General features: G+C 40.7%; 14 protein-coding genes and 1 rRNA gene. 8 read left to right on the top strand and 7 right to left on the bottom strand.

The genetic code is table 11. The features are described 5' to 3' along the window. Positions 1 to 6 precede the first annotated feature (6 nt). Positions 7 to 117 (top strand): 5S ribosomal RNA (gene rrf, locus H8S63_RS18835). A gap of 94 nt (positions 118 to 211) precedes the next feature. Here the strand turns inward: rrf and H8S63_RS18830 are convergent. Continuing rightward, on the bottom strand, positions 212 to 2,002 hold the full coding sequence (locus H8S63_RS18830; RefSeq protein WP_186927629.1) for a glycoside hydrolase family 15 protein: 1,791 nt from the start codon (positions 2,000 to 2,002) through the stop codon (positions 212 to 214). A 12-nt stretch (positions 2,003 to 2,014) separates the two neighbouring features. Next, positions 2,015 to 4,288 carry a bifunctional alpha,alpha-trehalose-phosphate synthase (UDP-forming)/trehalose-phosphatase gene (locus H8S63_RS18825; RefSeq protein WP_186927628.1) on the bottom strand — a complete coding sequence of 758 codons (2,274 nt, stop codon included), beginning with the start codon at positions 4,286 to 4,288 and terminating at the stop codon, positions 2,015 to 2,017. A gap of 447 nt (positions 4,289 to 4,735) precedes the next feature. Here H8S63_RS18825 and H8S63_RS20440 point away from each other — a divergent pair, with 447 nt between their 5' ends. The 7 genes from H8S63_RS20440 to H8S63_RS18790 all read left to right on the top strand — a co-directional run bounded on the left by H8S63_RS20440 (position 4,736) and on the right by H8S63_RS18790 (position 12,754). Beyond that, positions 4,736 to 4,816, top strand: a complete 81-nt coding sequence (locus H8S63_RS20440) for a potassium-transporting ATPase subunit F (RefSeq protein WP_073343870.1) — start codon at positions 4,736 to 4,738, stop codon at positions 4,814 to 4,816. Positions 4,817 to 4,847: 31 nt separating this feature from the next. Beyond that, the gene (kdpA, locus tag H8S63_RS18815; RefSeq protein ID WP_186927627.1) at positions 4,848 to 6,554 is read left to right on the top strand and encodes a potassium-transporting ATPase subunit KdpA; all 1,707 of its coding nucleotides are present in this window, start codon (positions 4,848 to 4,850) and stop codon (positions 6,552 to 6,554) included. 18 nt (positions 6,555 to 6,572) lie between these two features. Next, a complete protein-coding gene (kdpB, locus tag H8S63_RS18810; RefSeq protein WP_186927626.1) occupies positions 6,573 to 8,606 on the top strand; it encodes a potassium-transporting ATPase subunit KdpB in 2,034 nt (677 codons plus the stop codon). Positions 8,607 to 8,622: 16 nt separating this feature from the next. Beyond that, entirely contained in the window at positions 8,623 to 9,195 is a 573-nt protein-coding gene (locus H8S63_RS18805; protein WP_128858205.1) for a K(+)-transporting ATPase subunit C, read from the top strand. A 121-nt stretch (positions 9,196 to 9,316) separates the two neighbouring features. Then, on the top strand, positions 9,317 to 10,081 hold the full coding sequence (locus tag H8S63_RS18800; protein ID WP_186927625.1) for a hypothetical protein: 765 nt from the start codon (positions 9,317 to 9,319) through the stop codon (positions 10,079 to 10,081). Positions 10,082 to 10,164: 83 nt separating this feature from the next. After that, the gene (locus H8S63_RS18795; RefSeq protein ID WP_128858207.1) at positions 10,165 to 11,295 is read left to right on the top strand and encodes a sensor protein KdpD; all 1,131 of its coding nucleotides are present in this window, start codon (positions 10,165 to 10,167) and stop codon (positions 11,293 to 11,295) included. Positions 11,296 to 11,314: 19 nt separating this feature from the next. Then, entirely contained in the window at positions 11,315 to 12,754 is a 1,440-nt protein-coding gene (locus tag H8S63_RS18790) for an ATP-binding protein (RefSeq protein ID WP_186927630.1), read from the top strand. Between the two features lie 79 nt (positions 12,755 to 12,833). Here H8S63_RS18790 and H8S63_RS18785 read toward each other — a convergent pair whose 3' ends face one another. The 5 genes from H8S63_RS18785 to H8S63_RS18765 form a co-directional block, all read right to left on the bottom strand. Continuing rightward, entirely contained in the window at positions 12,834 to 15,161 is a 2,328-nt protein-coding gene (locus tag H8S63_RS18785) for a Gldg family protein (RefSeq protein WP_186927624.1), read from the bottom strand. A 12-nt stretch (positions 15,162 to 15,173) separates the two neighbouring features. Then, on the bottom strand, positions 15,174 to 17,495 hold the full coding sequence (locus tag H8S63_RS18780; RefSeq protein WP_186927623.1) for a Gldg family protein: 2,322 nt from the start codon (positions 17,493 to 17,495) through the stop codon (positions 15,174 to 15,176). Position 17,496: 1 nt separating this feature from the next. Continuing rightward, the gene (locus H8S63_RS18775; protein WP_118220118.1) at positions 17,497 to 18,432 is read right to left on the bottom strand and encodes an ABC transporter ATP-binding protein; all 936 of its coding nucleotides are present in this window, start codon (positions 18,430 to 18,432) and stop codon (positions 17,497 to 17,499) included. A gap of 73 nt (positions 18,433 to 18,505) precedes the next feature. Further along, positions 18,506 to 21,229, bottom strand: coding sequence for an outer membrane beta-barrel protein (locus tag H8S63_RS18770; RefSeq protein WP_186927622.1), 2,724 nt, complete (start codon positions 21,227 to 21,229; stop codon positions 18,506 to 18,508). A 146-nt stretch (positions 21,230 to 21,375) separates the two neighbouring features. Beyond that, positions 21,376 to 21,702 (bottom strand): carboxypeptidase-like regulatory domain-containing protein, encoded by a 327-nt coding sequence (locus H8S63_RS18765; protein WP_186927621.1) that lies wholly within the window; start codon positions 21,700 to 21,702, stop codon positions 21,376 to 21,378. Positions 21,703 to 21,715: the final 13 nt, after the last annotated feature.

The following is a 21,715-nucleotide window of genomic DNA, read 5'->3' as shown; positions in this document are numbered from 1 at the left end:
ATTTATTCAGGTGGTTATAGCACGAGGGTTCCACCTCTTCCCATTCCGAACAGAGAAGTTAAGCCTCGTCACGCCGATGGTACTGCGTAACAGTGGGAGAGTAGGTAGCCGCCGTTTTTAGAGAAGCCCCTTGATTCAGCAACGAATCAAGGGGCTTTCTGTTTTTGGTACTTTGCAAAAAGATTCATCAATGAATCAAGAGGGGCTGTTTTTAAGGACGGATAAAAGATAACCTCTTCTCTTCTTCCGCAAATAGGATAGCAGTATTCACTAATGCCAAATGTGAATATGCCTGCGGGAAATTTCCCAACTGTTCTTTGGTTTCGAAATCAATATCCTCACTGAACAATCCGAGGTGATTGGAATATTTCAGAACCTCGTCAAACAGACAACGCGCTTCTTCTTTATGTCCGGTGACAAACAGTGCTCGTATAAGCCAGAATGTACAAATCGTAAAAGCAGAAGTAGGCAACCCGAAATCATCTTTGCTGTTGTAGCGATACATAAGTCCTTTATGAAAAAGAGCTTTCCTGACAGCTTCCACTGTTTGATGATAGCGTATATCATCAGCTTCTATAAACCCATAAGGTTCCATCAATAGTAATGAAGAATCCATTGCTTGGTTGTCGTACGTTTGTGTGAAACTTTGAAGTTCTTTATTCCAGCCGTATTTCATTACGTCTTTCTTTATTTTTTCAGCTTCCAGTTGCCAACGTTCGCTATAATTGTATTTATTAAGCATTTGAGCAATTTTCGCTCCGCGATCTAGGGCTACCCAGCACATAACTTTAGAAGAAACAAAGTGTTGTCCCTCCCCTCTAATTTCCCAAATCCCTTTATCTGTTTTTTTCCAGTTTTCTACTACGGTTGCTAAAATGCTCTTTACCATCTCCCACATATCTTCAATTTCGTCCAATGTACCGGGCATGAGACGATAATATTGGTAAATCAAGTCCATCAGGTAACCAAAAGAGTCGTTTTGTTTCTGGTGGTACGCATCATTGCCTATTCGTACAGGTTTGGAGTGTTTGTAGCCGGATAAATGGTCGAGTATCACTTCAGTTAGTTGGTGCTCGCCCCGGATGCCATACATAATTTGATAATCATGTTTGGAAACGAATGTAGATTGGATAAATTTCATAAAACGTTTAGCTGCACCAGTGTGTCCGATCTGGAACATGGTTTCGATGGACATAGAAGCATCCCGGAGCCAGCAAAAACGATAATCCCAGTTGCGGACTTCTCCTACAGCTTCCGGAAGACTTGTGGTTAGTGCTGCTAATACGGCTCCGTTGTGATAGGACATTAGTTTCAGAACCAACAAACTTCGTTCGATTACGTCATTATATAGAATGTATTTCTTACTTCTGTCTGTCCAGTTCAGCCAATATACCAGCGTACGGCAATATTCTATTTTTTCCCTTTCTATGTCAATTGGAATTACTTTCTCATTATAGGAAAGCAAGAGAAATTCGTCTTTCTCAAGAATGATTTCTTTTTTCTCTTTGATGTCTTGAAGAGACAGGGAAGCGTATAAATATTGTCTGTCCTTATTTTCAGAGGAACAGTAGGACTCTATATACTGCGGAGTTATATTTAGGATCACTTGTCCCTGTGCATAGTTTGGAGCCGGATGGTAGTTGATCTTGAAACGCGGTTTTCCTTTTATCCAATGTATGTAGCGATATAATTCGGCAGGCAAATAATGTCCTGTTTCGTCTTTGGAACGATAACAGGGCATATAGTCGAGCACTACAAATTCTCCTTCATCAGAGGAGAATTGGGTAGAAAGGATATTGGTGTGCGGAACATAACTTTGTGTGATGCGATAGTCTCCGGCAACTTCGAATCCAAAAGCTCCCCCTTTCTCCCGGTCGAGCAGACTGGCAAAAATAGAAGGAGAATCGAAATCGGGAAAACAGAGCCATTCGATATTTCCGTTCTGCGAAATGAGGGCTGCTGTACGGCAGTTACCTATCACTCCATAATTTAAATTATTCATATTGATTGCTTTTTATTGAGTTTTTAATAGATCTTTGAGAAAGTCGAAAGCGAAAGTCAGGCGATTCTTAATACTTCCTTCTTTTGTGGCAGTTTTTTGTTTGCCTAGTAAAGATTGTAAGAATGGAAGTACGTCGGATTGAGCAGACAGATGATAGTTGGCGGCTTCGGATACGCTACCTATTTTAATGCTAATAGCGTTTTTGGGTAATGCCTGAAACATATCTTCATCTGTTGTGTCGTCTCCCATCGCTATTACGAAATCGTAATGTCTGTTGGCTAATAGACGTCCCACCTCCGAGCCTTTATTGCAATCCGGCGATTTGATTTCGATCACTTTATTCCCTTGCAGAATTTGTAGTTTCTGCCGGGTGCAGATTGAGATCAGTGCATTGACAAGTTGTTGGGCTCTTAATGTGCCGAGCCATGCGTCACTTTCACGATAATGCCATGCCAGGGTTGTTTCTTTTACTTCCAGATGTGAGTGGGGAGTTCGGTCTACAAACAGTTGTAGGATAGAAAGAATACCCGCTCCCCATTCTATCTTCTTTATATTTTTATGCCAAACTCCGTTTTCTTTGTAGAAAGCTCCATGTTCGGCAGCCATAGAAATAGGAAGGGAACCGAGCCATTTTTCTAATGTAAAATGATCCCGCCCGCTATTGATTACAATATGATTGGCGGGATCGCTAGCCAATTGTTGTAGAATAGAAATAAGTTCTGGTGTAGGTTGGGCATCTTCGGGACGTGATTTGAGAGCTGCCAGCGTACCATCGTAATCCAGCAGAACAAGGCGTTGTTTTGCCTGGTTATACTTTAACTTGATTTGTGCGATGGTAGCAGCTACGATGCGTTTTTTTCGTAACAGATCGTTTTTCATGCACGTCATGTTCAGTTCATTGACAAAGTCGGCTGCCCATTTGTTGACTGTCTGTACAGACAGAATACTTTGCATACGTTGCAGGCGCTGCTTTTGTTCCTCTTCCGGCATTTCAAGTGCCTGGCAAATCGCATTCTCTATTTGTTCCGTATCGTTCGGATTGATTTGGATAGCGTCCGTCAGTTCTACAGCGGCACCTGCCATTTCGCTAAGGATAAGTACGCCCGGATTGTCGCACTTGGTAGCTACGTATTCTTTAGCCACCAGGTTCATGCCATCCCGAAGTGGAGTGACGAGGGCTATATCGGCTACATAATATATGGCGGTCAGTTCTTCCAGCGAGAAGCCGTGGTAGAAATAACAGACGGGAGTCCAGTTCATTGTGGAGTAGCGTCCGTTGATAGAGCCGATTTCTTCGTCGATCTTTGTTTTTAGTTCCGCATAGCTGCCTACATGGTCACGTGAAGGAACGATGACCATCGCTAATGTGACCTTGCCATGATATTCGGAATGATGTTCGAGGAAGGTGGCGAAGCCATGCAGACGATGCAGTATTCCTTTACTATAGTCCAGTCTGTCTACTGACAGGATGAGTTTATGCTCGCCGAAAAGTTTCCGGGTACGTTCAATAGCTTGGTGTACTTCTTTATTTTCCGAAGCCTTATGATAAGATTCATAGTTGATTCCCATCGGTAATGCCTCTACTCTGGTCACTCGGTTGTTGATCTGCACTTCATCCAGTTTAAAGTCGAGGTGTAATACACGTTCTACGGCACTGATGAAGTGACGCATATAGTCGTGGGTATGGAAAGCAATGAAGTCTGCTCCCAATAAGCCTTTCAGTATCTCGGCACGCTCCGGCAGAATACGAAAAAGTTCGTAGGAGGGGAACGGGATATGATGGAAATATCCGATACAGAGTTCCGGATATATTTTCCTCAACATTCCCGGAAGTAGCATCAGTTGATAATCCTGTATCCATACTTTGTCGCCGGGACGTATCAGCCGGCAAATCTTCTCACAGAAAAGACGGTTGACTTGTTGATAGGCTTGCCAAAAGCAGTTCTTATATAAGGTATAAGCATAAAAGTAATGACACAAAGGCCAGATAGTACTGTTACTGTATCCCTCGTAATAATTTTCAATTTGCTTTTCCGACAAGAAGACCGGATGAAAATTCATTTCCTGTAGTTTCTCGTTAATCTCCTGTTGGTCCTTTTCTTCATTGGTACATATTCCGGGCCAACCTATCCAGTGCTTCTCATAAGAAGTCTGAAGAGAATCCAAACCTGTTGCCAGCCCGCCTTCGCTACGCGAAAATGCGAATTTGCCGTTTGTGCCGGCTACTTTGACAGGTAATCTGTTTGCAATAATATAAAGTTTCATGTCTGTCTCTTTGCAAAGCATATACCAATAGACTTGTATTAGTTGCTAATCTCTTATTATCAGTGTTTTATAAGTGCTATATTTCCTTCTCTTACCTTTTCAAAATGAAAATCCCCCTTTCAAAGTGATAATTTGCTTATTTTTTCTCTTCTGAAATTCCGGAAAAGTATAAAGCTTTTCAAAATAGAATTCTTTTTTCAAAATGGAAGGGTAGGTTGGATGGATAGAAAGTATCTAATGATGCGTATCTATTTGAATATTAATATATTATCTGTTATCTGCTTTTTATGGCACGCATTTGGCATAAAGAGTGGCAAGTGAAAATTAATAGTAATCATTTAAAAGGTAAAAACATGGGAATAACACTATCATTTATTTTCTGCCTGTTAAGCGGTTTCGCTTGTTTCTGGCTATTTTGGAAATGTGTAGACTGGTTTGAGAATATTTAAAGAAAAAGGAGAATTGATTATGTACACAGCATTATTCGTATTAGGTATTGCGATCTTCGGTTATTTGATGTACGTGCTCGTCAAACCCGAAAAGTTTTAAAGTAACACACACAGTTTAAGGTAAAAAGTATATGAATACAGAAATTTTAGGCGTGGTTGTTCAGATAGCCTTGATGGTGATTCTGGCTTATCCACTGGGAAAATACATTGCCAAGGTCTACAGAGGAGAAAAGACTTGGTCTGATTTTATGGCTCCTATCGAAAGAGTCATTTATAAAGTTTGTGGAATCGACCCCAATGAAGAAATGAACTGGAAACAATTCCTGAAAGCATTGTTGATTTTGAATGCTTTCTGGTTTTTCTGGGGAATGGTACTCTTGGTTTCACAAGGATGGTTGCCCTTAAATCCGGACGGCAACGGACCGCAGACTCCGGATCAGGCATTCAATACCTGTATCAGTTTTATGGTGAACTGTAACTTGCAGCACTATAGCGGTGAAAGCGGACTTACTTATTTTACTCAACTGTTCGTCATCATGCTTTTCCAGTTTATTACCGCAGCAACAGGTATGGCTGCTATGGCAGGTATTATGAAGAGTATTGCTGCAAAAACAACCAAAACAATTGGTAACTTCTGGCAATTTCTGGTAATAAGCTGTACACGTATTTTATTGCCTCTTTCTCTGATTGTAGGTTTTATCCTGATTCTCCAAGGAACCCCGATGGGATTTGACGGTAAGATGAAGGTAACTACGATGGAAGGCCAGGAACAAATGGTTTCTCAAGGTCCTACGGCTGCGATTGTTCCTATCAAACAATTGGGTACAAATGGTGGTGGTTATTTTGGTGTAAACTCTTCTCATCCGTTGGAGAATCCGACATATCTTACTAATATGGTAGAATGTTGGTCTATTCTGATTATCCCGATGGCAATGGTACTTGCGCTGGGATTTTATACCCGCAGAAAGAAGTTGGCTTACAGTATATTCGGAGTAATGCTTTTCGCTTTTCTGGTAGGCGTATGTATTAATGTCAGTCAGGAAATGGGCGGTAATCCACGCATTGATGAATTGGGAATTGCGCAGGATAATGGTGCGATGGAAGGTAAAGAGGTTCGTTTGGGAGCCGGAGCAACAGCATTATGGAGTATTGTAACTACTGTAACCTCTAATGGTTCTGTGAATGGTATGCATGATTCTACTATGCCGCTGTCCGGAATGATGGAGATGCTGAATATGCAGATTAACACTTGGTTTGGCGGTGTAGGTGTAGGATGGATGAATTACTATACATTTATTATCATTACAGTGTTTATCAGCGGTTTGATGGTAGGACGTACGCCGGAATTCCTCGGCAAGAAAGTGGAAGCCCGCGAAATGAAAATCGCTACGATTGTAGCTCTGCTTCATCCGTTTGTCATTTTGGTATTTACAGCACTCTCAAGTTATATTTATGTGCATCACCCTGATTTTGTGGAAAGTGAAGGTGGATGGTTGAACAACTTGGGATTCCACGGTTTAAGTGAGCAACTTTACGAGTACACTTCTTGTGCCGCCAATAACGGTTCCGGTTTTGAAGGTTTGGGAGATAATACTTATTTCTGGAATTATACGTGTGGTATTGTTCTGATTTTGAGCCGTTTTATTCCTATCATCGGGCAGGTTGCCATTGCCGGATTACTGGCACAGAAGAAATTCATTCCGGAAAGTGCCGGCACATTGAAGACCGATACATTGACTTTCGGAGTCATGACATTTGTGGTTATCTTCATTATTGCTGCGCTGTCGTTCTTCCCGGTACATGCATTGAGTACAATTGCTGAACATTTAAGTTTGTAATACTGAATTAGAGAAGATATGAAAGATAATAAATCAGCTTCTTTGTTTCCAAAGGAGCAAGTTATAGAAAGTTTGAAACAGTCATTCGTGAAACTGAACCCACGGATGATGATAAAGAACCCGATTATGTTTACAGTAGAAGTGGCCACAGTGGTCATGCTGCTCGTAACGCTCTACTCCATTGTAAATTCTTCACAAGGTTCGTTTGCTTACAATATTGCTGTGTTTATCATTCTGTTTGTAACCTTGTTGTTTGCCAATTTTGCCGAAGCTATTGCCGAAGCACGTGGTAAAGCACAGGCCGACAGCTTGCGTAAGACTCGTGAAGAGACACCGGCAAAGAAAGTGGAAGGTAATAAAATCGTTACTGTCAGTTCTTCACAGTTGAAGAAAGGAGATGTGTTTGTTTGTGAGGCGGGAGACGTGATTCCTTCCGATGGAGAGATTATTGAAGGGCTGGCTTCTATTGATGAAAGTGCTATCACTGGCGAGTCTGCTCCGGTGATCCGTGAGGCAGGTGGCGACAAGAGTTCCGTAACGGGTGGTACGAAGGTATTGTCCGATCATATAAAGGTACTGGTGACTACTCAACCGGGAGAAAGTTTCCTTGATAAGATGATTGCATTGGTGGAAGGTGCTTCCCGTCAGAAAACCCCGAACGAGATTGCGTTGACTATTCTACTGGCAGGTTTTACGCTTGTTTTCGTCATAGTGTGTGTTACCTTGAAATCGTTTGCCGACTATAGTCATACGGTCATCACCATTGCTTCGCTTATTTCTTTGTTTGTGTGTCTGATTCCGACAACTATCGGTGGACTTCTCTCTGCCATCGGTATTGCCGGTATGGACCGCGCGCTCCGTGCCAACGTGATTACTAAATCCGGTAAAGCAGTAGAGACTGCCGGTGATATTGATACGTTGCTGCTGGATAAAACGGGTACTATCACCATCGGTAACCGTAAAGCAACTCATTTCCATACGGCTCCGGGTGTCAATTTGCACGATTTTGTAGAGACTTGTCTGTTGTCTTCCTTGTCCGATGAAACGCCGGAAGGTAAGTCTATCGTAGAACTGGGACGCGAGTCGGGCATCCGTATGCGTAACCTGAATACAACGGGAGCACGAATGATTAAGTTTACGGCTGAAACCAAATGTTCGGGAGTAGACCTGGCAGATGGAACGCAAATTCGTAAAGGTGCTTTCGACGCTATCCGTAAGATGGTGGAAGGTGCAGGAAATGAATTCCCGAAAGAAGTGGAAGAGGTCATTTCTTCTATCTCCAGCAATGGTGGTACGCCATTGGTAGTATGTGTAAACAAGAAAGTGACCGGTGTCATTGAGTTGCAGGATATTATCAAACCGGGTATTCAGGAACGTTTCGAACGTCTGCGTAAGATGGGAGTGAAGACGGTCATGGTGACAGGAGATAACCCATTAACTGCAAAATATATTGCCGAAAAAGCCGGTGTGGATGATTTTATCGCTGAAGCTAAACCGGAAGATAAGATGGAATATATCAAGAAGGAACAGCAGGCTGGTAAATTGGTTGCAATGATGGGAGACGGAACGAACGATGCTCCTGCTCTGGCACAAGCCAATGTAGGTGTAGCCATGAATAGTGGTACACAGGCGGCGAAGGAAGCCGGTAATATGGTCGATCTGGATAACGATCCGACGAAACTGATCGAGATTGTGGAAATCGGTAAACAATTGCTGATGACACGCGGTACACTGACCACTTTCTCTATCGCCAATGACGTTGCGAAGTATTTTGCTATCGTTCCGGCCTTGTTTATGATTGCTATTCCCGAATTGGCAGCTCTGAATATCATGCATCTGCATAGTCCTGAAAGCGCCATTCTTTCAGCGGTTATTTTTAATGCGATTATTATTCCGATTCTGATTCCGCTGGCTTTGCGTGGAGTGCAATACAAACCGATAGGTGCGAGTGCTTTACTTCGCCGTAATCTGTTGATCTATGGTTTGGGTGGTGTGATTGTTCCTTTTGTGGGAATCAAGTTGATAGATTTATTGGTAGGTTTATTCTTTTAATTAAAAAACAATAGCAATGAAAACTTTATTGAAGTCATTAAAAATAACACTTGCTTTTTGTGTCCTTTTCTCCGTGTTCTATATCCTTATCCTGTGGCTGTTTGCGCAGGTTGCAGGTCCTAATAAGGGAAATGCAGAGGTAGCTACGCTGGATGGAAAAGTAGTGGGAGCAGCTAATGTGGGTCAGATGTTTACAAAAGATATTTATTTCTGGGGACGTCCTTCTTCTGCCGGAGACGGATATGACGCTAGTAGTTCTTCCGGTAGCAACAAAGGCCCTACGAATCAGGAATATTTGGATGAAGTGAAAGCACGTATCGATACTTTCCTTGTACATCATCCTTATTTGAACCGTGCGGATGTACCTGCCGAAATGGTTACGGCCAGTGCTTCGGGACTGGATCCTAACATCACTCCTCAATGTGCGTATGTACAAGTGAAGAGAGTAGCGCAAGCACGCGGATTAACAGAAGAACAAGTAAGAGCGATTGTTGATAAAAGCATCGAAAAACCGTTCCTGGGATTGTTGGGGACAGAAAAGGTGAATGTGCTGAAATTGAATATAGCTCTTGAAGAAAGTAATAAGTAGATGAAGATCAGGAGCAGCGTTCCTGTCCGAATCGTTTGGGTGATACCAGCGGTTCAAATAAACAGGGTTGGATGGGGCGCTGCTTTTTTACAGGAACATAAAATAGAATTAGATAAAAAGTATGAAAAGTTTTTTTAGTAAAAAGAGTATTTTAGGAACAATGGCTGTAGCAGCCGTATGTATGTTGGGAACTGGCAATGCACAAGCACAAGAGTTTACTATACAAGGTGATTTGGTAAGTTCGTATGTATGGCGTGGTATTTATCAGGGTGGTGCCGCTTCTTTTCAACCGACTTTGGGATTTAGCGTAGGCAATTTCTCGCTTACTGCATGGGGCTCAACCAGTTTGAGTGAAAGTAATAAAGAAATTGACCTCACTGCGGCTTATAAGTTTGGTGAAGCAGGACCGACATTTTCAGTAGCCAGTCTTTGGTGGAACGGACAAGCTGATGTAGCCAATGGAGAACTTACAAATGATTATTTCCATTTTAAGAGTGGCGACACCGGACATCATTTTGAAGCAGGATTAGCTTACACGCTTCCTATTGAGAAATTCCCGTTGTCTATTGCATGGTATACCATGTTTGCTGGTGCTGACAGAAAGATGACTGACAAGGGGGAAGAAAAACAGGCATATTCTTCTTACGTAGAATTGAATTATCCGTTCAGCGTAAAAGGGGTAGACTTGAATGCTACCTGTGGAGTGGTTCCTTATGAAACTCCGCAATATAATGTGAATGGTTTTGCAGTGACGAACCTTGCTTTGAAAGCAACGAAAGCTATCAATTTTAATGATAAGTTTTCATTGCCTATATTTGTGCAAGCTATATGGAATCCGCGTTTGGAGGATGCCCATCTAGTATTTGGCGTAACTTTAAGGCCATAAAATAAACTCATGAATTTTTGTGAACCCGTGGTGATCGTGATGATTGCTACGGGTTAGGATGTTTAAAATAACAGATTGACATAATGGATGATAGAGAACAAAGTGTACAGTATTTTTTGGATCTGATAAAGAGATCCCACCGGGGCAAGTTTAAGGTCTATATCGGTATGATAGCCGGTGTGGGAAAGTCATATCGTATGCTTCAGGAGGCACATGAACTGCTGGAGAACGGTGTGGACGTGCAAATCGGCTATATCGAAACTCATGGACGTGCCGGGACCGAGGCGTTACTGCAAGGGCTCCCTGTCATTCCGCGTCGCAAAATCTTCTATAAGGGGAAAGAGTTGGAAGAAATGGATGTGGATGCGATTATCCGTATCCATCCGGAAATAGTAATTGTGGACGAACTGGCGCATACCAATGTAGAAGGCAGCCTGAATGAGAAACGTTGGCAAGATGTGATAACTCTGCTGGATGAGGGAATCAATGTGATTTCGGCAATCAATATTCAGCACATCGAAAGCGTGAATGAAGAAGTGCAGGAAATTACGGGGATTGAAGTGAAAGAACGAGTGCCCGACAGTGTGCTTCAGGAAGCGGATGAGGTGGTGAATATTGACTTGACGGCAGAAGAACTGATTGCCCGTTTGAAAGCGGGAAAGATCTATCGTCCGGAAAAGATTCAGACAGCATTGGATAATTTCTTTAGAACCGAGAATATTCTTCAATTGCGTGAGTTGGCTCTGAAGGAAGTGGCGTTGCGGGTAGAAAAAAAGGTGGAGAATGAGGTGGTGATGGGAGTAGCCGTCGGACTTCGGCATGAGAAGTTTATGGCTTGTATCAGTAGTCACGAGAAAACACCCCGGCGAATTATCAGAAAGGCGGCAAAGTTGGCAACCCGGTATAATACTACTTTTATAGCTTTGTATGTTCAGACTCCGAAAGAGAGTATGGATCGAATTGATTTGGCCAGTCAACGGTATTTGTTGAATCATTTTAAACTGGTGGCGGAACTTGGGGGAGAAGTTGTCCAGGTGCAGTCGAAAGACATTTTGGGGAGCATCGTCAAGGTTTGTAAAGAGAAACAGATATCGACAGTATGTATGGGAACTCCTAATTTGAGGCTGCCATACGCTATTTGTTCTATACTGGGATATAGAAAGTTTTTAAATAATTTGTCGCAAGCTAATGTAGATTTGATTATACTTGCATAATATTAATCGTATGAACGTTATGAATATTAAAACGAAACTGATTCTTGGCATCGGAATGCTGGCCGGAATGATTATTTTGTTGGTAACACTTTCAGTAGTGAATCTTCAAATTCTGACTGCGACAGAACCTGATAGTCCTGCTGCTATGCCTGCCTTGGAACGTGCATTGCTATGGATTTCCATAACGGGGGGAATCTGTATCTTGACTGGGCTGATATTGCTTTATTGGCTGCCTCGTTCTATCAGTAAACCGGTTAAAGAGCTGAAAGAAGGAATTCTTGAAATAGCCAATCATAACTATGAGAAGCGTCTGCAAATGGATAATAATGAAGAGTTCCGGGATGTAGCGGATAGTTTTAACCGGATGGCAGAACGTTTGACCGAATATCGTGCCAGTACTTTGTCGGATATCCTTTCTGCCAAGAAGTTTATTGAAGCCATTGTTAATAGTATAGATGATCCGGTGATTGGTCTGAATATGGAACGTGAGATTTTGTTTATCAATGAGGAAGCACTGAATGTACTGAATTTGAAACGGGAGAATGTGATTCGTCAATCGGCGGAGGAACTGGCTTTGAAGAATGATTTGCTGCGTCGGCTGATTCGTGAACTGGTGACACCGGGCGAACAGAAGGAACCGTTGAAAATATATGCAGACGATAAAGAGAGTTACTTTAAGGCATCTTATGTTCCCATCATTAATACGGAGGCTGAAAAAGATGAACCTCGCAAACTGGGTGATGTCATTTTACTAAAGAATATCACGGAATTCAAAGAACTGGATTCTGCCAAGACTACGTTTATCTCGACCATCTCTCATGAACTGAAAACTCCGATTGCTGCTATTATGATGAGTCTCCAACTGCTTGAGGATAAACGTGTCGGTGCACTGAATGATGAGCAGGAACAGCTTTCAAAGAGTATTAAGGAGAATAGCGAACGTTTGTTAAGTATCACCGGAGAATTGCTTAACATGACGCAGGTGGAAGCTGGTAAATTACAGTTGATGCCGAAGATCACCAAACCGATTGAACTGATTGAGTATGCGATCAAAGCTAATCAGGTGCAAGCGGATAAGTTTAATATTCAGATAGAAGTGGAGTATCCGGAAGAGAAAATTGGTAAGCTTTTTGTCGACAGTGAGAAGATTGCCTGGGTGTTGACGAATCTGTTAAGTAATGCTATTCGCTATTCAAAAGAAAACGGGCGTGTGGTTATCGGTGCCAGGCAGGATGAAAACTGGATCGAATTGTATGTTCAGGACTTTGGCAAAGGCATTGATCCGCGTTATCACAAAAGTATCTTCGACCGCTATTTCCGTGTACCCGGAACGAAAGTGCAAGGCAGTGGTTTGGGATTATCTATTTCTAAGGATTTTGTGGAAGCTCATGGCGGTACGCTGACGGTAGAGAGCGAATTGGGTAAGGGGAGTCGGTTTGTGATGCGGATGAAAGCATAGTTTTGAAGGAGTTTATGAAAGAATTAGACTTCCGACAGGCACAAAATCTGCTTGCCGGAAGTTTTTCTATTCTCTCTTTTTATCGTTTTCTTCTCCTCCAGCATATCCAAATACCACACAGACCAATAATAAATGGGATGCCATAGCAATAGATAATTTTGATAGTAGATAGATCCATAGGAGTCAGGCTGATATCTTTATCGAGATAAGGGTTTCTGGAAGAAGATACCGGAAATTCATTATAGCATAGCCAACGGAATGAACCGGGAATCATATTGAAGTTGAATGAATAGATACCCGGTCTTGAGCTTTTTTGTAGTTCGGCATTGCTGAAACAGTCTGCATCCCCCAACACAATGATTCGTTGTTTTTTATCTTTGCCTTTAATCTTGCGGGTTAACGCTATTGCCGTGGGATAGGCTCCTAACTTTTCACCTTGAAGAGAGTCTAATGAAAGGGAGTCATTCACAAAATCTTTTGTTTGATACTCAATCCATGTCTGTTGGGCGTTGCTTTGTAATAAAACTATTGGATGGAATTTTGTTGTATCGACAACTTCCAGAGCAACAGCCGATGGCATGGTGACTGCACTATGCTTCTGCCTGTCAACCATACGTTTGTAGAAACCTCCTATACTGTCGGCGGCTATCTGGGTAGCTTTTGCGAGAACGAGGTCTCCGGGATTAACATCAGAAGGTTGTGCAATGATTCCCGGCAACAGTTTTAAACCGACTTTCCGGAGTAAAGGATTCATTACTTCCTGACGTCCGACGTCGCCCATAATCATCATATTACCTCCGCGTTCAAGAAAACGATCTATGATTTCTTGTTCTTTGGAACTCATGGAAGAACGCATTTCAGCAATAAGTAATATATTGATATTATTTGGTATATCATTCATATCCTTCAGATTCAGTTCCACCAAATCAAAGCCTTGATTAATCATGGAATAACGAAAGCGTCCATGTGTGGCAAAAAGTGAGTAATCCTGATCTCCCTTTTTAGTGGTGGAACGTTCCTGATGTCCTGTGATGGCGCCTACCTTCACAGGAGTAACAAGCATTTTCTTCAATGCTGCGGAGATTTCTGTTTCAGAAGGGTGATATTCCATATCGTCGAACAAACGAAGGCGGGCTTGTTCACCGGAGCCACGTTCAACAACCCGCACAAATCGATAATTTTCTTTAGCCAAGTCTATTTTTTCTTTCAGTTCTTCGGCACTTTTAAGCTTTTTAGGATTGAAGTTCTTCTTCTTGGCAACTTCATAAGCTATCTCACGAATGTTCTTATTCGGATATTGGCGATAAAGGGCGCTGTCTTTCGGTGTAGAGTAATAGTAAACATACTCCATTTTTATCTCTGGTTTGAAACGTGTGTACATTTTGAAGCGTGCCATATCCTCTTTTTGTTCTCTTGGAGAAGCGACATCAAATTCTTTATCGAAAATATTGACGTAAGTTGTGATCGTCATAGGTCCGGACAATTGCTCCATTACTTTCTGGCTTTCTTCTGAAAGTGTACGTTGTTTGCTGCGGGTAGCATCATAAAAGCCCATCATTGCCGGACGGGAACTGGCAAAGCCGATAACTATAATAGTACATACAGCTAATGCATATCGCATTGTTTTTGAAAAGAGTGAGCGGCGTGTTTTTTCATTATTCAGTTTAATGACCGATAGCCAGAGGAATAATAAAATTACGGCGAGGAAATAGATAACATCATCGCTACATATCAATCCTCCAACCATCTCACTGGCACGTCCTTTAATGGATAGCCAATAAGTAATTTCTCTAAAGAATATGGACTCCTGCCCAATTCCTCCCACATAATTGAGAAATGCTAATGCGGAAAGGGTGGCGACAGCTGCCACAACTTGGTAAGATGTGAGTGTGGTCATAAAGAGACCGATAGAACAATAGGTCAGTATCAGCAGAAACATGGATAACAATCCCGCCAAGATAAGTGTAATATCGACATGTGGCACGGAGATAAACATTACGATTGTCGGTAGGGCAAGGATGATGACAAAGATTAGGGCAAATACCACCATTGAAACAAACTTGCCGGTAATGATTTGAACACTGCTTACCGGTGATGAATAAAGTAGTTTGATAGAGCCTGATGAATATTCACGACTCATCAAATTCATGGTTAATAAAGGAATATACAGATAAATGGTTTCTTGTATTACTTCATATATTCCTTTGAGACCAAGGACAAAACCGGCTGTGACGCTAAAAGTGATCGTGTTGCCCAATGCTTTTATTTTTACTATTTCCGTCAGGATATTCATAAAGTCGAATCCTACCTGGCATGTAAATGCGACCAGCAGTAACCATGCGACCGGTGAGTAAAAGAGTACCGCTAGTTCGGTACGGGCTATTCTAAGTATAAGTCTTAAGTTCATCTTTTTCTCTTATTAATTTCTTCTGCGGAAAAACCAGATGCCAACTCCTATAAGTAAGAGGATAGCTGGTATAATGATTATGAAAATAGTTTTCATTGTACCAATATCTTTCACTCCGATCGAAAGTTTATTGTCTGTACAATGGGGACGGCGTATGTCGATTGGAAATTCTCCTCCGGAAAGCCAGCGGAAGCTTTCGATAATCAGATTAAAGTTTCCTGATCTATATCCTTCGCGTGAAAGAGTCAGTTCGGTGTTGCTTATGCAATCCGCATCACCAGAGATGATAATACGCTGCTCTTTATCTTTCAGTTGGCGTGAAAGGGCATAGGCTGTGATATAGGTTTGTTCTTTCTCTCCTGCCGAAGCATTACATTCTACTGGTGATTCCTGTAAATCTATTTGTTCTTTTTCAATCCATACACCTTTGGCATTTGTTTCAAGAATCGGAGTATATTGGAAGCCGTAATCGTTGTTGGAGCATGTAAGGGCTACACATCCGGGCATAGAGACACGTAAATCATATTTGGGAAAATCATCTTTGAATTCGAATGTAAGTTTTCCCGATTCACGGGTTGCCTTGGCTAGAATCAGATTAGGAGAGAAATCAGCGGAAGATTGTGCCAGTTGGTATTCTTCCATTTTGATACCGAGTTTGCTTAAAAAAGGATTCATAACTTCTTGCCTGCCTGTATCGGTGAGAATAAATAAATTACCTCCACGAGCCAGGTAAGCCTCCAGTTGATTTTCTCCTTTTTCTGTAAGCGGGGTTCTCATTTCTGCAAGGACCACGATATTGATTAGGGAAGGAATGGTGTCTCCGTGAGAAATGTCGATCTCGCAGACATCAAAGCCTTGATTAATTAAGGCGGCTCTAGAATATTTCTCAATGGAGAAGTTGCTATAATCGCGGTCACCGGATTTGGACACCTCACGTTCACCGTCTCCTTTGATAAAGGCAACAGTGGGAGGAGTTGAAATCATCTTTTTGATGGCTGCTGTAATTTCCGCTTCGGATGGCGTTGCATCCATATCTTCAAAATCACGGATGAAGGTACGTTTTCCATCTTGTGTTTCCATAATGCGAACAAATGTATTTTGTTCTTCACGCAGGTCGATGATTTGGCGGATTTCTGCCGGGGATTTGAATAAATGAGGATTCAAGTTATAAATCATGGTCATATAATCACGTATCTCATCTACTGTTTTGCCTTGAAACTTAGGATTATTTGCAACGCCGTTGGGGGCGAAATCATAATAATAGACATATTTCACTTGCAGGTCCGGTTTAGCGAGACAATAAGGTTCGAAGATTGTTTCATTCGCTTTCTTCATGATAGGGAGGTAGCGATATGATTTGTTATCAAGTAGGTTAACATAATTGGTAATAGTTACCGGTCCTGTCAATTTTGCTAATACGTGTTGGCTATTTTCGGTAAGTGAGTTTAGTTTAGTGCGTGTTGTATCCCATACCTTAATCATTCCCGGACGTGAAGTGAAATAGCCAATTGCCATTGCTGCGACAAAAAATCCCAGATAGCTGATTGCTTGCCGGAAACGACTGATAGTGCACCGGTCGGATGTAAGTTTGAAAGTGGTAAATGTCAGGAAAAGGGTTACTACGACCACGAAATAAATCACATCTTCACTCCGGATTACTCCATTCAGCATATCGATTGTTCTTCCGTTTATTGACAGCCAATAAGTCAGTTCGCGTATAAAATCGTATTCCTGGCCGATATTTCCTACAAAATTCAGTATAGCTAATATAATAAGAGTCCCAACTGCTGCTACTACTTGATAAGTCGTGAGTGAGGACATAAAGAGCCCGATAGCGCAATAGGCGCATATTAATAAATAGAGTCCTAGAAGGGCGACTAGTACAGGAGCCCAATCAAAAGAAGGGATTACCAAACTGCCATAAATGGCACTGGCTATCGGGACAAGCATCAGACAGCAACCAAATCCGATGGCTGCAAGATATTTACCTAATACGATCTGACCACTGGTGACTGGGGATGAATATGCCAGTTTGATTGAACCCGATGCCGTTTCGCGACTGATGAGTCCCATTGTCAACAATGGAATATAGATGTATATGTTTGATACGACGGAGGACAAAAAGCCGTAACTACCTAAGAAGCAGATACCGCTCAAAGATGCTTCCTTGCCGCCTGACAGATCATAGTCGGTCACTATATTCTCCATCAATGACGTAAAACTTGCTGTTGTCAGGAATGAGAAAACAATCAATATGAACCATGCAATCGGCGAATAGAATAAAATAGCCAGATCGGTTCGGGCAATACGCATTATAATCTTTAAATCCGTCATGTTAGATATTATTTTTAAGTTTTCCCGATAGTTGTGCAAAGATTATGTCAAGAGAGCAGCGTTCCATCGTGATTTCTTTCAGCCGCCATCCGTTTTGTATGCTTAAGGCTACTACTCGTTCAGTTATGTTTTCATCGTCATCAAAGCGTATCCGGAATGTACCGGGATAGAGTTCTTCTATATTCAACACATGTTCTATCTTTGCTAGTTCTTCTATAGAAGGGGGAAGGGCAAATGTAACGGTGAAACTACTTGGAACCACATAGTTATCAAAGTCTTTCATGCTACCTGAAAATACGACTTTACCATGCTCAATCATGCGAATATCATTGCAGGTAGCTTGCACTTCCGACAGGATATGAGTGGAGAGTAGGACAGAATGATCTTCAGCAATTTCTTTAATCAGATTGCGTATTTCGACAATTTGGTTAGGATCAAGCCCGTTTGTAGGTTCATCAAGTACTACGAATGGAGGATTATGTACAATAGCCTGTGCAATTCCTACTCTTTGTTGATACCCGCCTGAAAGATTCTTTATCAGTCGTTTGCTAAAATGGGCAATAGCGCAACGTTCTTTAGCTATTTCTACAGCTTCACGAATTTTAGATTTCTCCATTCTCCGCAATGTGGCACAGTGTATGAGATATTCGTCGACAGTCAAGTCCGGATGGAGAGGTGGTTTTTGAGGTAAGAAACCAATATGTTTTTTTGCTTCAACCGGATTTTTTCGTAGATCGATGCCATTGATAAATACATCCCCTTCCGTTTGATTTAAAACTCCACAGATGATATTCATAGTGGTGGACTTACCTGCTCCATTAGACCCTAACAGACCTAATATTCCTGTTTTTTCAATAGAAAAATTGATATCGCGAATGGCCCAATCGACACTATAACGATGGGATAAATGCTTGACTTCGACAATAGGAGTACTCATAATTATTATTTTAAATGATTGATAGATTCTTTATTTAGTTATCACATGATTTTTTGTAAAATAGGCGAAAATGTTAGTCTAACTTGATAATATCATTGAGTCCGCCATCTGATAGATTACTGCGTTCTGACTTGATTTTGTTGAATCTCCACGCTAAATTGATAGTAAAATAACGTCCGAAGTAATTAGTATGAGTAGTCTCAATATAGTTGGACATCATCATGGTTTTAACATTCTTGAATTTATTGAGTAGATCATAAACGCAAAAGCTTATGTCGGCTTTACCTTTGAACAATTTGTAGCCGATATTGCAGTTCAGTTTATGGCTCCGGGTGATGTCCTCTGTTGTACCAAAATTTTGTAGAAACTGAAAACTGTATGTTGCATGCCAATAACAAGTTTTGAGTATTCGGTCTATTTTCATTTCCATTCCGACGTTTTGTCCCAATATCTTATAGTTTTCTTCTTTATTATTAGAATAAGTGTAAGCACTTTTGGTATTCAACGAAATATTTATATTCTTAGTTATATTGAGCAATAACGAATTGGATAAAATAGGTGAATAACTTCGTGTTGTTACTTGTTCATTACCAATATAGTATGGATTCTTTAAATAGGAAAAATCCGCTCGTATTGTGTATCTTGACTTAATGGAGCGAATGGGATGACGCCAACTACAGAAAATGAGAGCATTTGCATATCCATTTATATTCTCATAACTTATCAGTGAACTGTATGCAGGAACTGTGTAGTTAAGTTCCGGCAATGAAGTCTTTTCTTGAAAATAAGTGGTGCGTCCTACGATCTGGCGTTTTATTAATTTGATTGATGCACCACCGATGAGCATATCACCTGTTTTAGGATATAGTTTATTGTATCCAATATTTAAAATATGACTGAGCGTATATTTTAGATTAGGGTTTCCACTACGTAATAAATAAGGGTTACTGTTGTCTACTTGTGGACGAAGTTGGATAATGGAGGGAAGTCCTCCTGACATTATATAACCCAAGGACCAATTGTTGATAAAGGATTGGTTCATGAAATTTATATTCAAAAATGGAGTGCAGAGTGTCTTTTCGTAATTGTCTGTCGTTGCTTCGTCCCTGCTAATTCGAGAAAAGACAGCAGAAGCGTCTACTATCAGTGCAATATTTTTGTAAATTTTCCCGTTAAATGTCAACTTAGGTTTATGAGATAATGTCCGGTTACGATAACTATATGTATTGGCTTCTTCTATTTCCGGTTGAAGCGGATTGAGCAAATTCCATCCAATCTGATTTACCTCTCCTCGACTATACTCCATATCGTATTGAAATATAAGGAACATTCTATTGATGTCCTTTTTGTCTAAGGCCCATTTAATATGTGTGGAGCCGTTAATATTAACATTCCTATCATTAGCAGGTATTGAAAGCAAAAGTTTTGTTTGTGAGGTTTCCAGTGTGTCTATACGTTGGGATTGTTCGTTATTAGAATTGAATGTATAATGGATAGAAGTTCCATAAGAAACTCGTTTTATGGCATTGTAATAATATATCCGTCCATCCAAATCATAAACTTTATTTTTACCGGAATTGTGTAATGAACTTTTAGATGTTAGTATATGATTTTCTATATTTTCTATTCCTTGTAAATTATACTGTTTATCTTTTCTGAACTCCAGAACATGATTTGTTTCGAGATTCCCCCAGTGGATATTTCCTGTATTGGATGATAAATATACTCTATGATTGTTTCGTATGGACTCATTGTATGTAGAGTCTTTGTAGCTGCGCTGTTGGTATGTATCGGCTGGAAAATACTCTTGCCGTGTTTGGTCCATAGAAGTAGTTTCATTTCTTTCCATACTATACCCACCAGTGAAATACTGACTTATTCCGTTATCCAACTCCTTGTTGTATTCAAAATTTACATTAGTGTATGTGTTCTCTTGATAATTATTGCTCGAATTGCCGGCATTTAATATATCATTGATCCGGTTAGAACGAATTCCTGTGTTGTTATAAAAGGCATTTCCGGTTAGAATAAATTTCTCGGAGAAGAAATTACCTGTACCACCTATACCTTTCCGAAAATCACTTCCTATTCCTTTATCTTTTTTATTCAGATTAGCTCCGCCACTGGCAAGTAAGTGTCCTGATGTAGAATTTATAAGTTTACTTTTTGTTTCAATGTTAAGTACACGTATTTTGTCACCGCTTAATATTTCTTCTTTGGCATGTTTATTACGGTATTCATCGAAAACCTTAATGTTGACAACATCATAAGCCGGGAGATTCTTCAGGGCTGCAAGAGGATTATGACCAAAAATTAATTTGCCATCAATATATGTCTTTGTAATTTTCTTTCCCATTACTGAAACCTCATTACTTCCAGCCTCCACTCCCGGCATTTGTTCTAAAATCTTCATTGTTTCATCTCCGTCCATTGTATTTACGGCTGCTGCATTATAAATCAAGGTGTCCTGACGTATTGTTACAATAGGTACTTTACCCTTCACTACGACTTCTTGCAGTTGAGTAGACTTCTCACGCATTTCTATATTTACTGTTACTTCCTTATTAGCGATAATGATGATATGTTGTTTATTAGTTTCCTTTCCTATTAAGGAAGTAATAATCACTGTTTTGCCTACAGGTAATTTTTTGAAATAAAAGATGCCTCCTACTACTACGGTACCAAGCGTATCATTTAAGGATGTAATGATTTGAACGTTTGCATTCGATACGGCTATACCTATAGCACCTTTCCATTCGGTTACAGTGCCGGATAAGTTTCCGTATTGTTGTGCCATTAAAGGAAGGGCATACAGAGTAAAACAAAAAAAATGATATGAAAATACAATGTACGTTTCATTTTGAATTTGTTATAAGAGGATGTCGTAAAAGTCTGTTTGGGGTGTCCTGCAGTTGTTTTACAACAATCCTCTCGGTATTCATATTACTTGTGTGAAATCGTATCAGTTGGCATACTGTCGTCTTTTAATACAACATTTATAATTCTTTGTCCTTTCACTTTGACTTCCTGAGTTTCACATCCAACAAAGCTAAAAATGAGTATCCCATTGCTAGGTACATTTGATAAAGTATATTTTCCATTTATATCAGTTATGGTTCCATTGGTTGTTCCTTTTACTACTACACTTGCTTCAGGTATAGGAGTTTTATCAGACTCAAAAGTTACTGTTCCTGATACTTTTCCTGCAAAATTTTGTGCTAAAACAATTGTTGTAATGAACAATAGTGAAAAGAAAATTACTTTTTTCATAGCTCAATAATTT

Origin of the sequence: Bacteroides sp. NSJ-39 (assembly GCF_014287315.1) — a bacterium.
GTDB lineage: Bacteria > Bacteroidota > Bacteroidia > Bacteroidales > Bacteroidaceae > Bacteroides > Bacteroides finegoldii.
Note: the sequence above shows the minus strand (reverse complement) of the source record. Positions and strands in the feature narration are given on the sequence as shown.

Coding starts and splice junctions, on each gene's coding strand:
- H8S63_RS20440 (WP_073343870.1), top strand. CDS start 4,736: ATGTACACAGCATTATTCGTATTAGGTATTGCGATCTTCGGTTATTTG.
- H8S63_RS18790 (WP_186927630.1), top strand. CDS start 11,315: ATGAATATTAAAACGAAACTGATTCTTGGCATCGGAATGCTGGCCGGA.
- kdpB (WP_186927626.1), top strand. CDS start 6,573: ATGAAAGATAATAAATCAGCTTCTTTGTTTCCAAAGGAGCAAGTTATA.
- H8S63_RS18805 (WP_128858205.1), top strand. CDS start 8,623: ATGAAAACTTTATTGAAGTCATTAAAAATAACACTTGCTTTTTGTGTC.
- H8S63_RS18775 (WP_118220118.1), bottom strand. CDS start 18,432: ATGAGTACTCCTATTGTCGAAGTCAAGCATTTATCCCATCGTTATAGT.
- H8S63_RS18825 (WP_186927628.1), bottom strand. CDS start 4,288: ATGCTTTGCAAAGAGACAGACATGAAACTTTATATTATTGCAAACAGA.
- H8S63_RS18830 (WP_186927629.1), bottom strand. CDS start 2,002: ATGAATAATTTAAATTATGGAGTGATAGGTAACTGCCGTACAGCAGCC.
- H8S63_RS18800 (WP_186927625.1), top strand. CDS start 9,317: ATGAAAAGTTTTTTTAGTAAAAAGAGTATTTTAGGAACAATGGCTGTA.
- H8S63_RS18765 (WP_186927621.1), bottom strand. CDS start 21,702: ATGAAAAAAGTAATTTTCTTTTCACTATTGTTCATTACAACAATTGTT.
- H8S63_RS18780 (WP_186927623.1), bottom strand. CDS start 17,495: ATGACGGATTTAAAGATTATAATGCGTATTGCCCGAACCGATCTGGCT.
- H8S63_RS18785 (WP_186927624.1), bottom strand. CDS start 15,161: ATGAACTTAAGACTTATACTTAGAATAGCCCGTACCGAACTAGCGGTA.
- H8S63_RS18770 (WP_186927622.1), bottom strand. CDS start 21,229: ATGGCACAACAATACGGAAACTTATCCGGCACTGTAACCGAATGGAAA.
- kdpA (WP_186927627.1), top strand. CDS start 4,848: ATGAATACAGAAATTTTAGGCGTGGTTGTTCAGATAGCCTTGATGGTG.
- H8S63_RS18795 (WP_128858207.1), top strand. CDS start 10,165: ATGGATGATAGAGAACAAAGTGTACAGTATTTTTTGGATCTGATAAAG.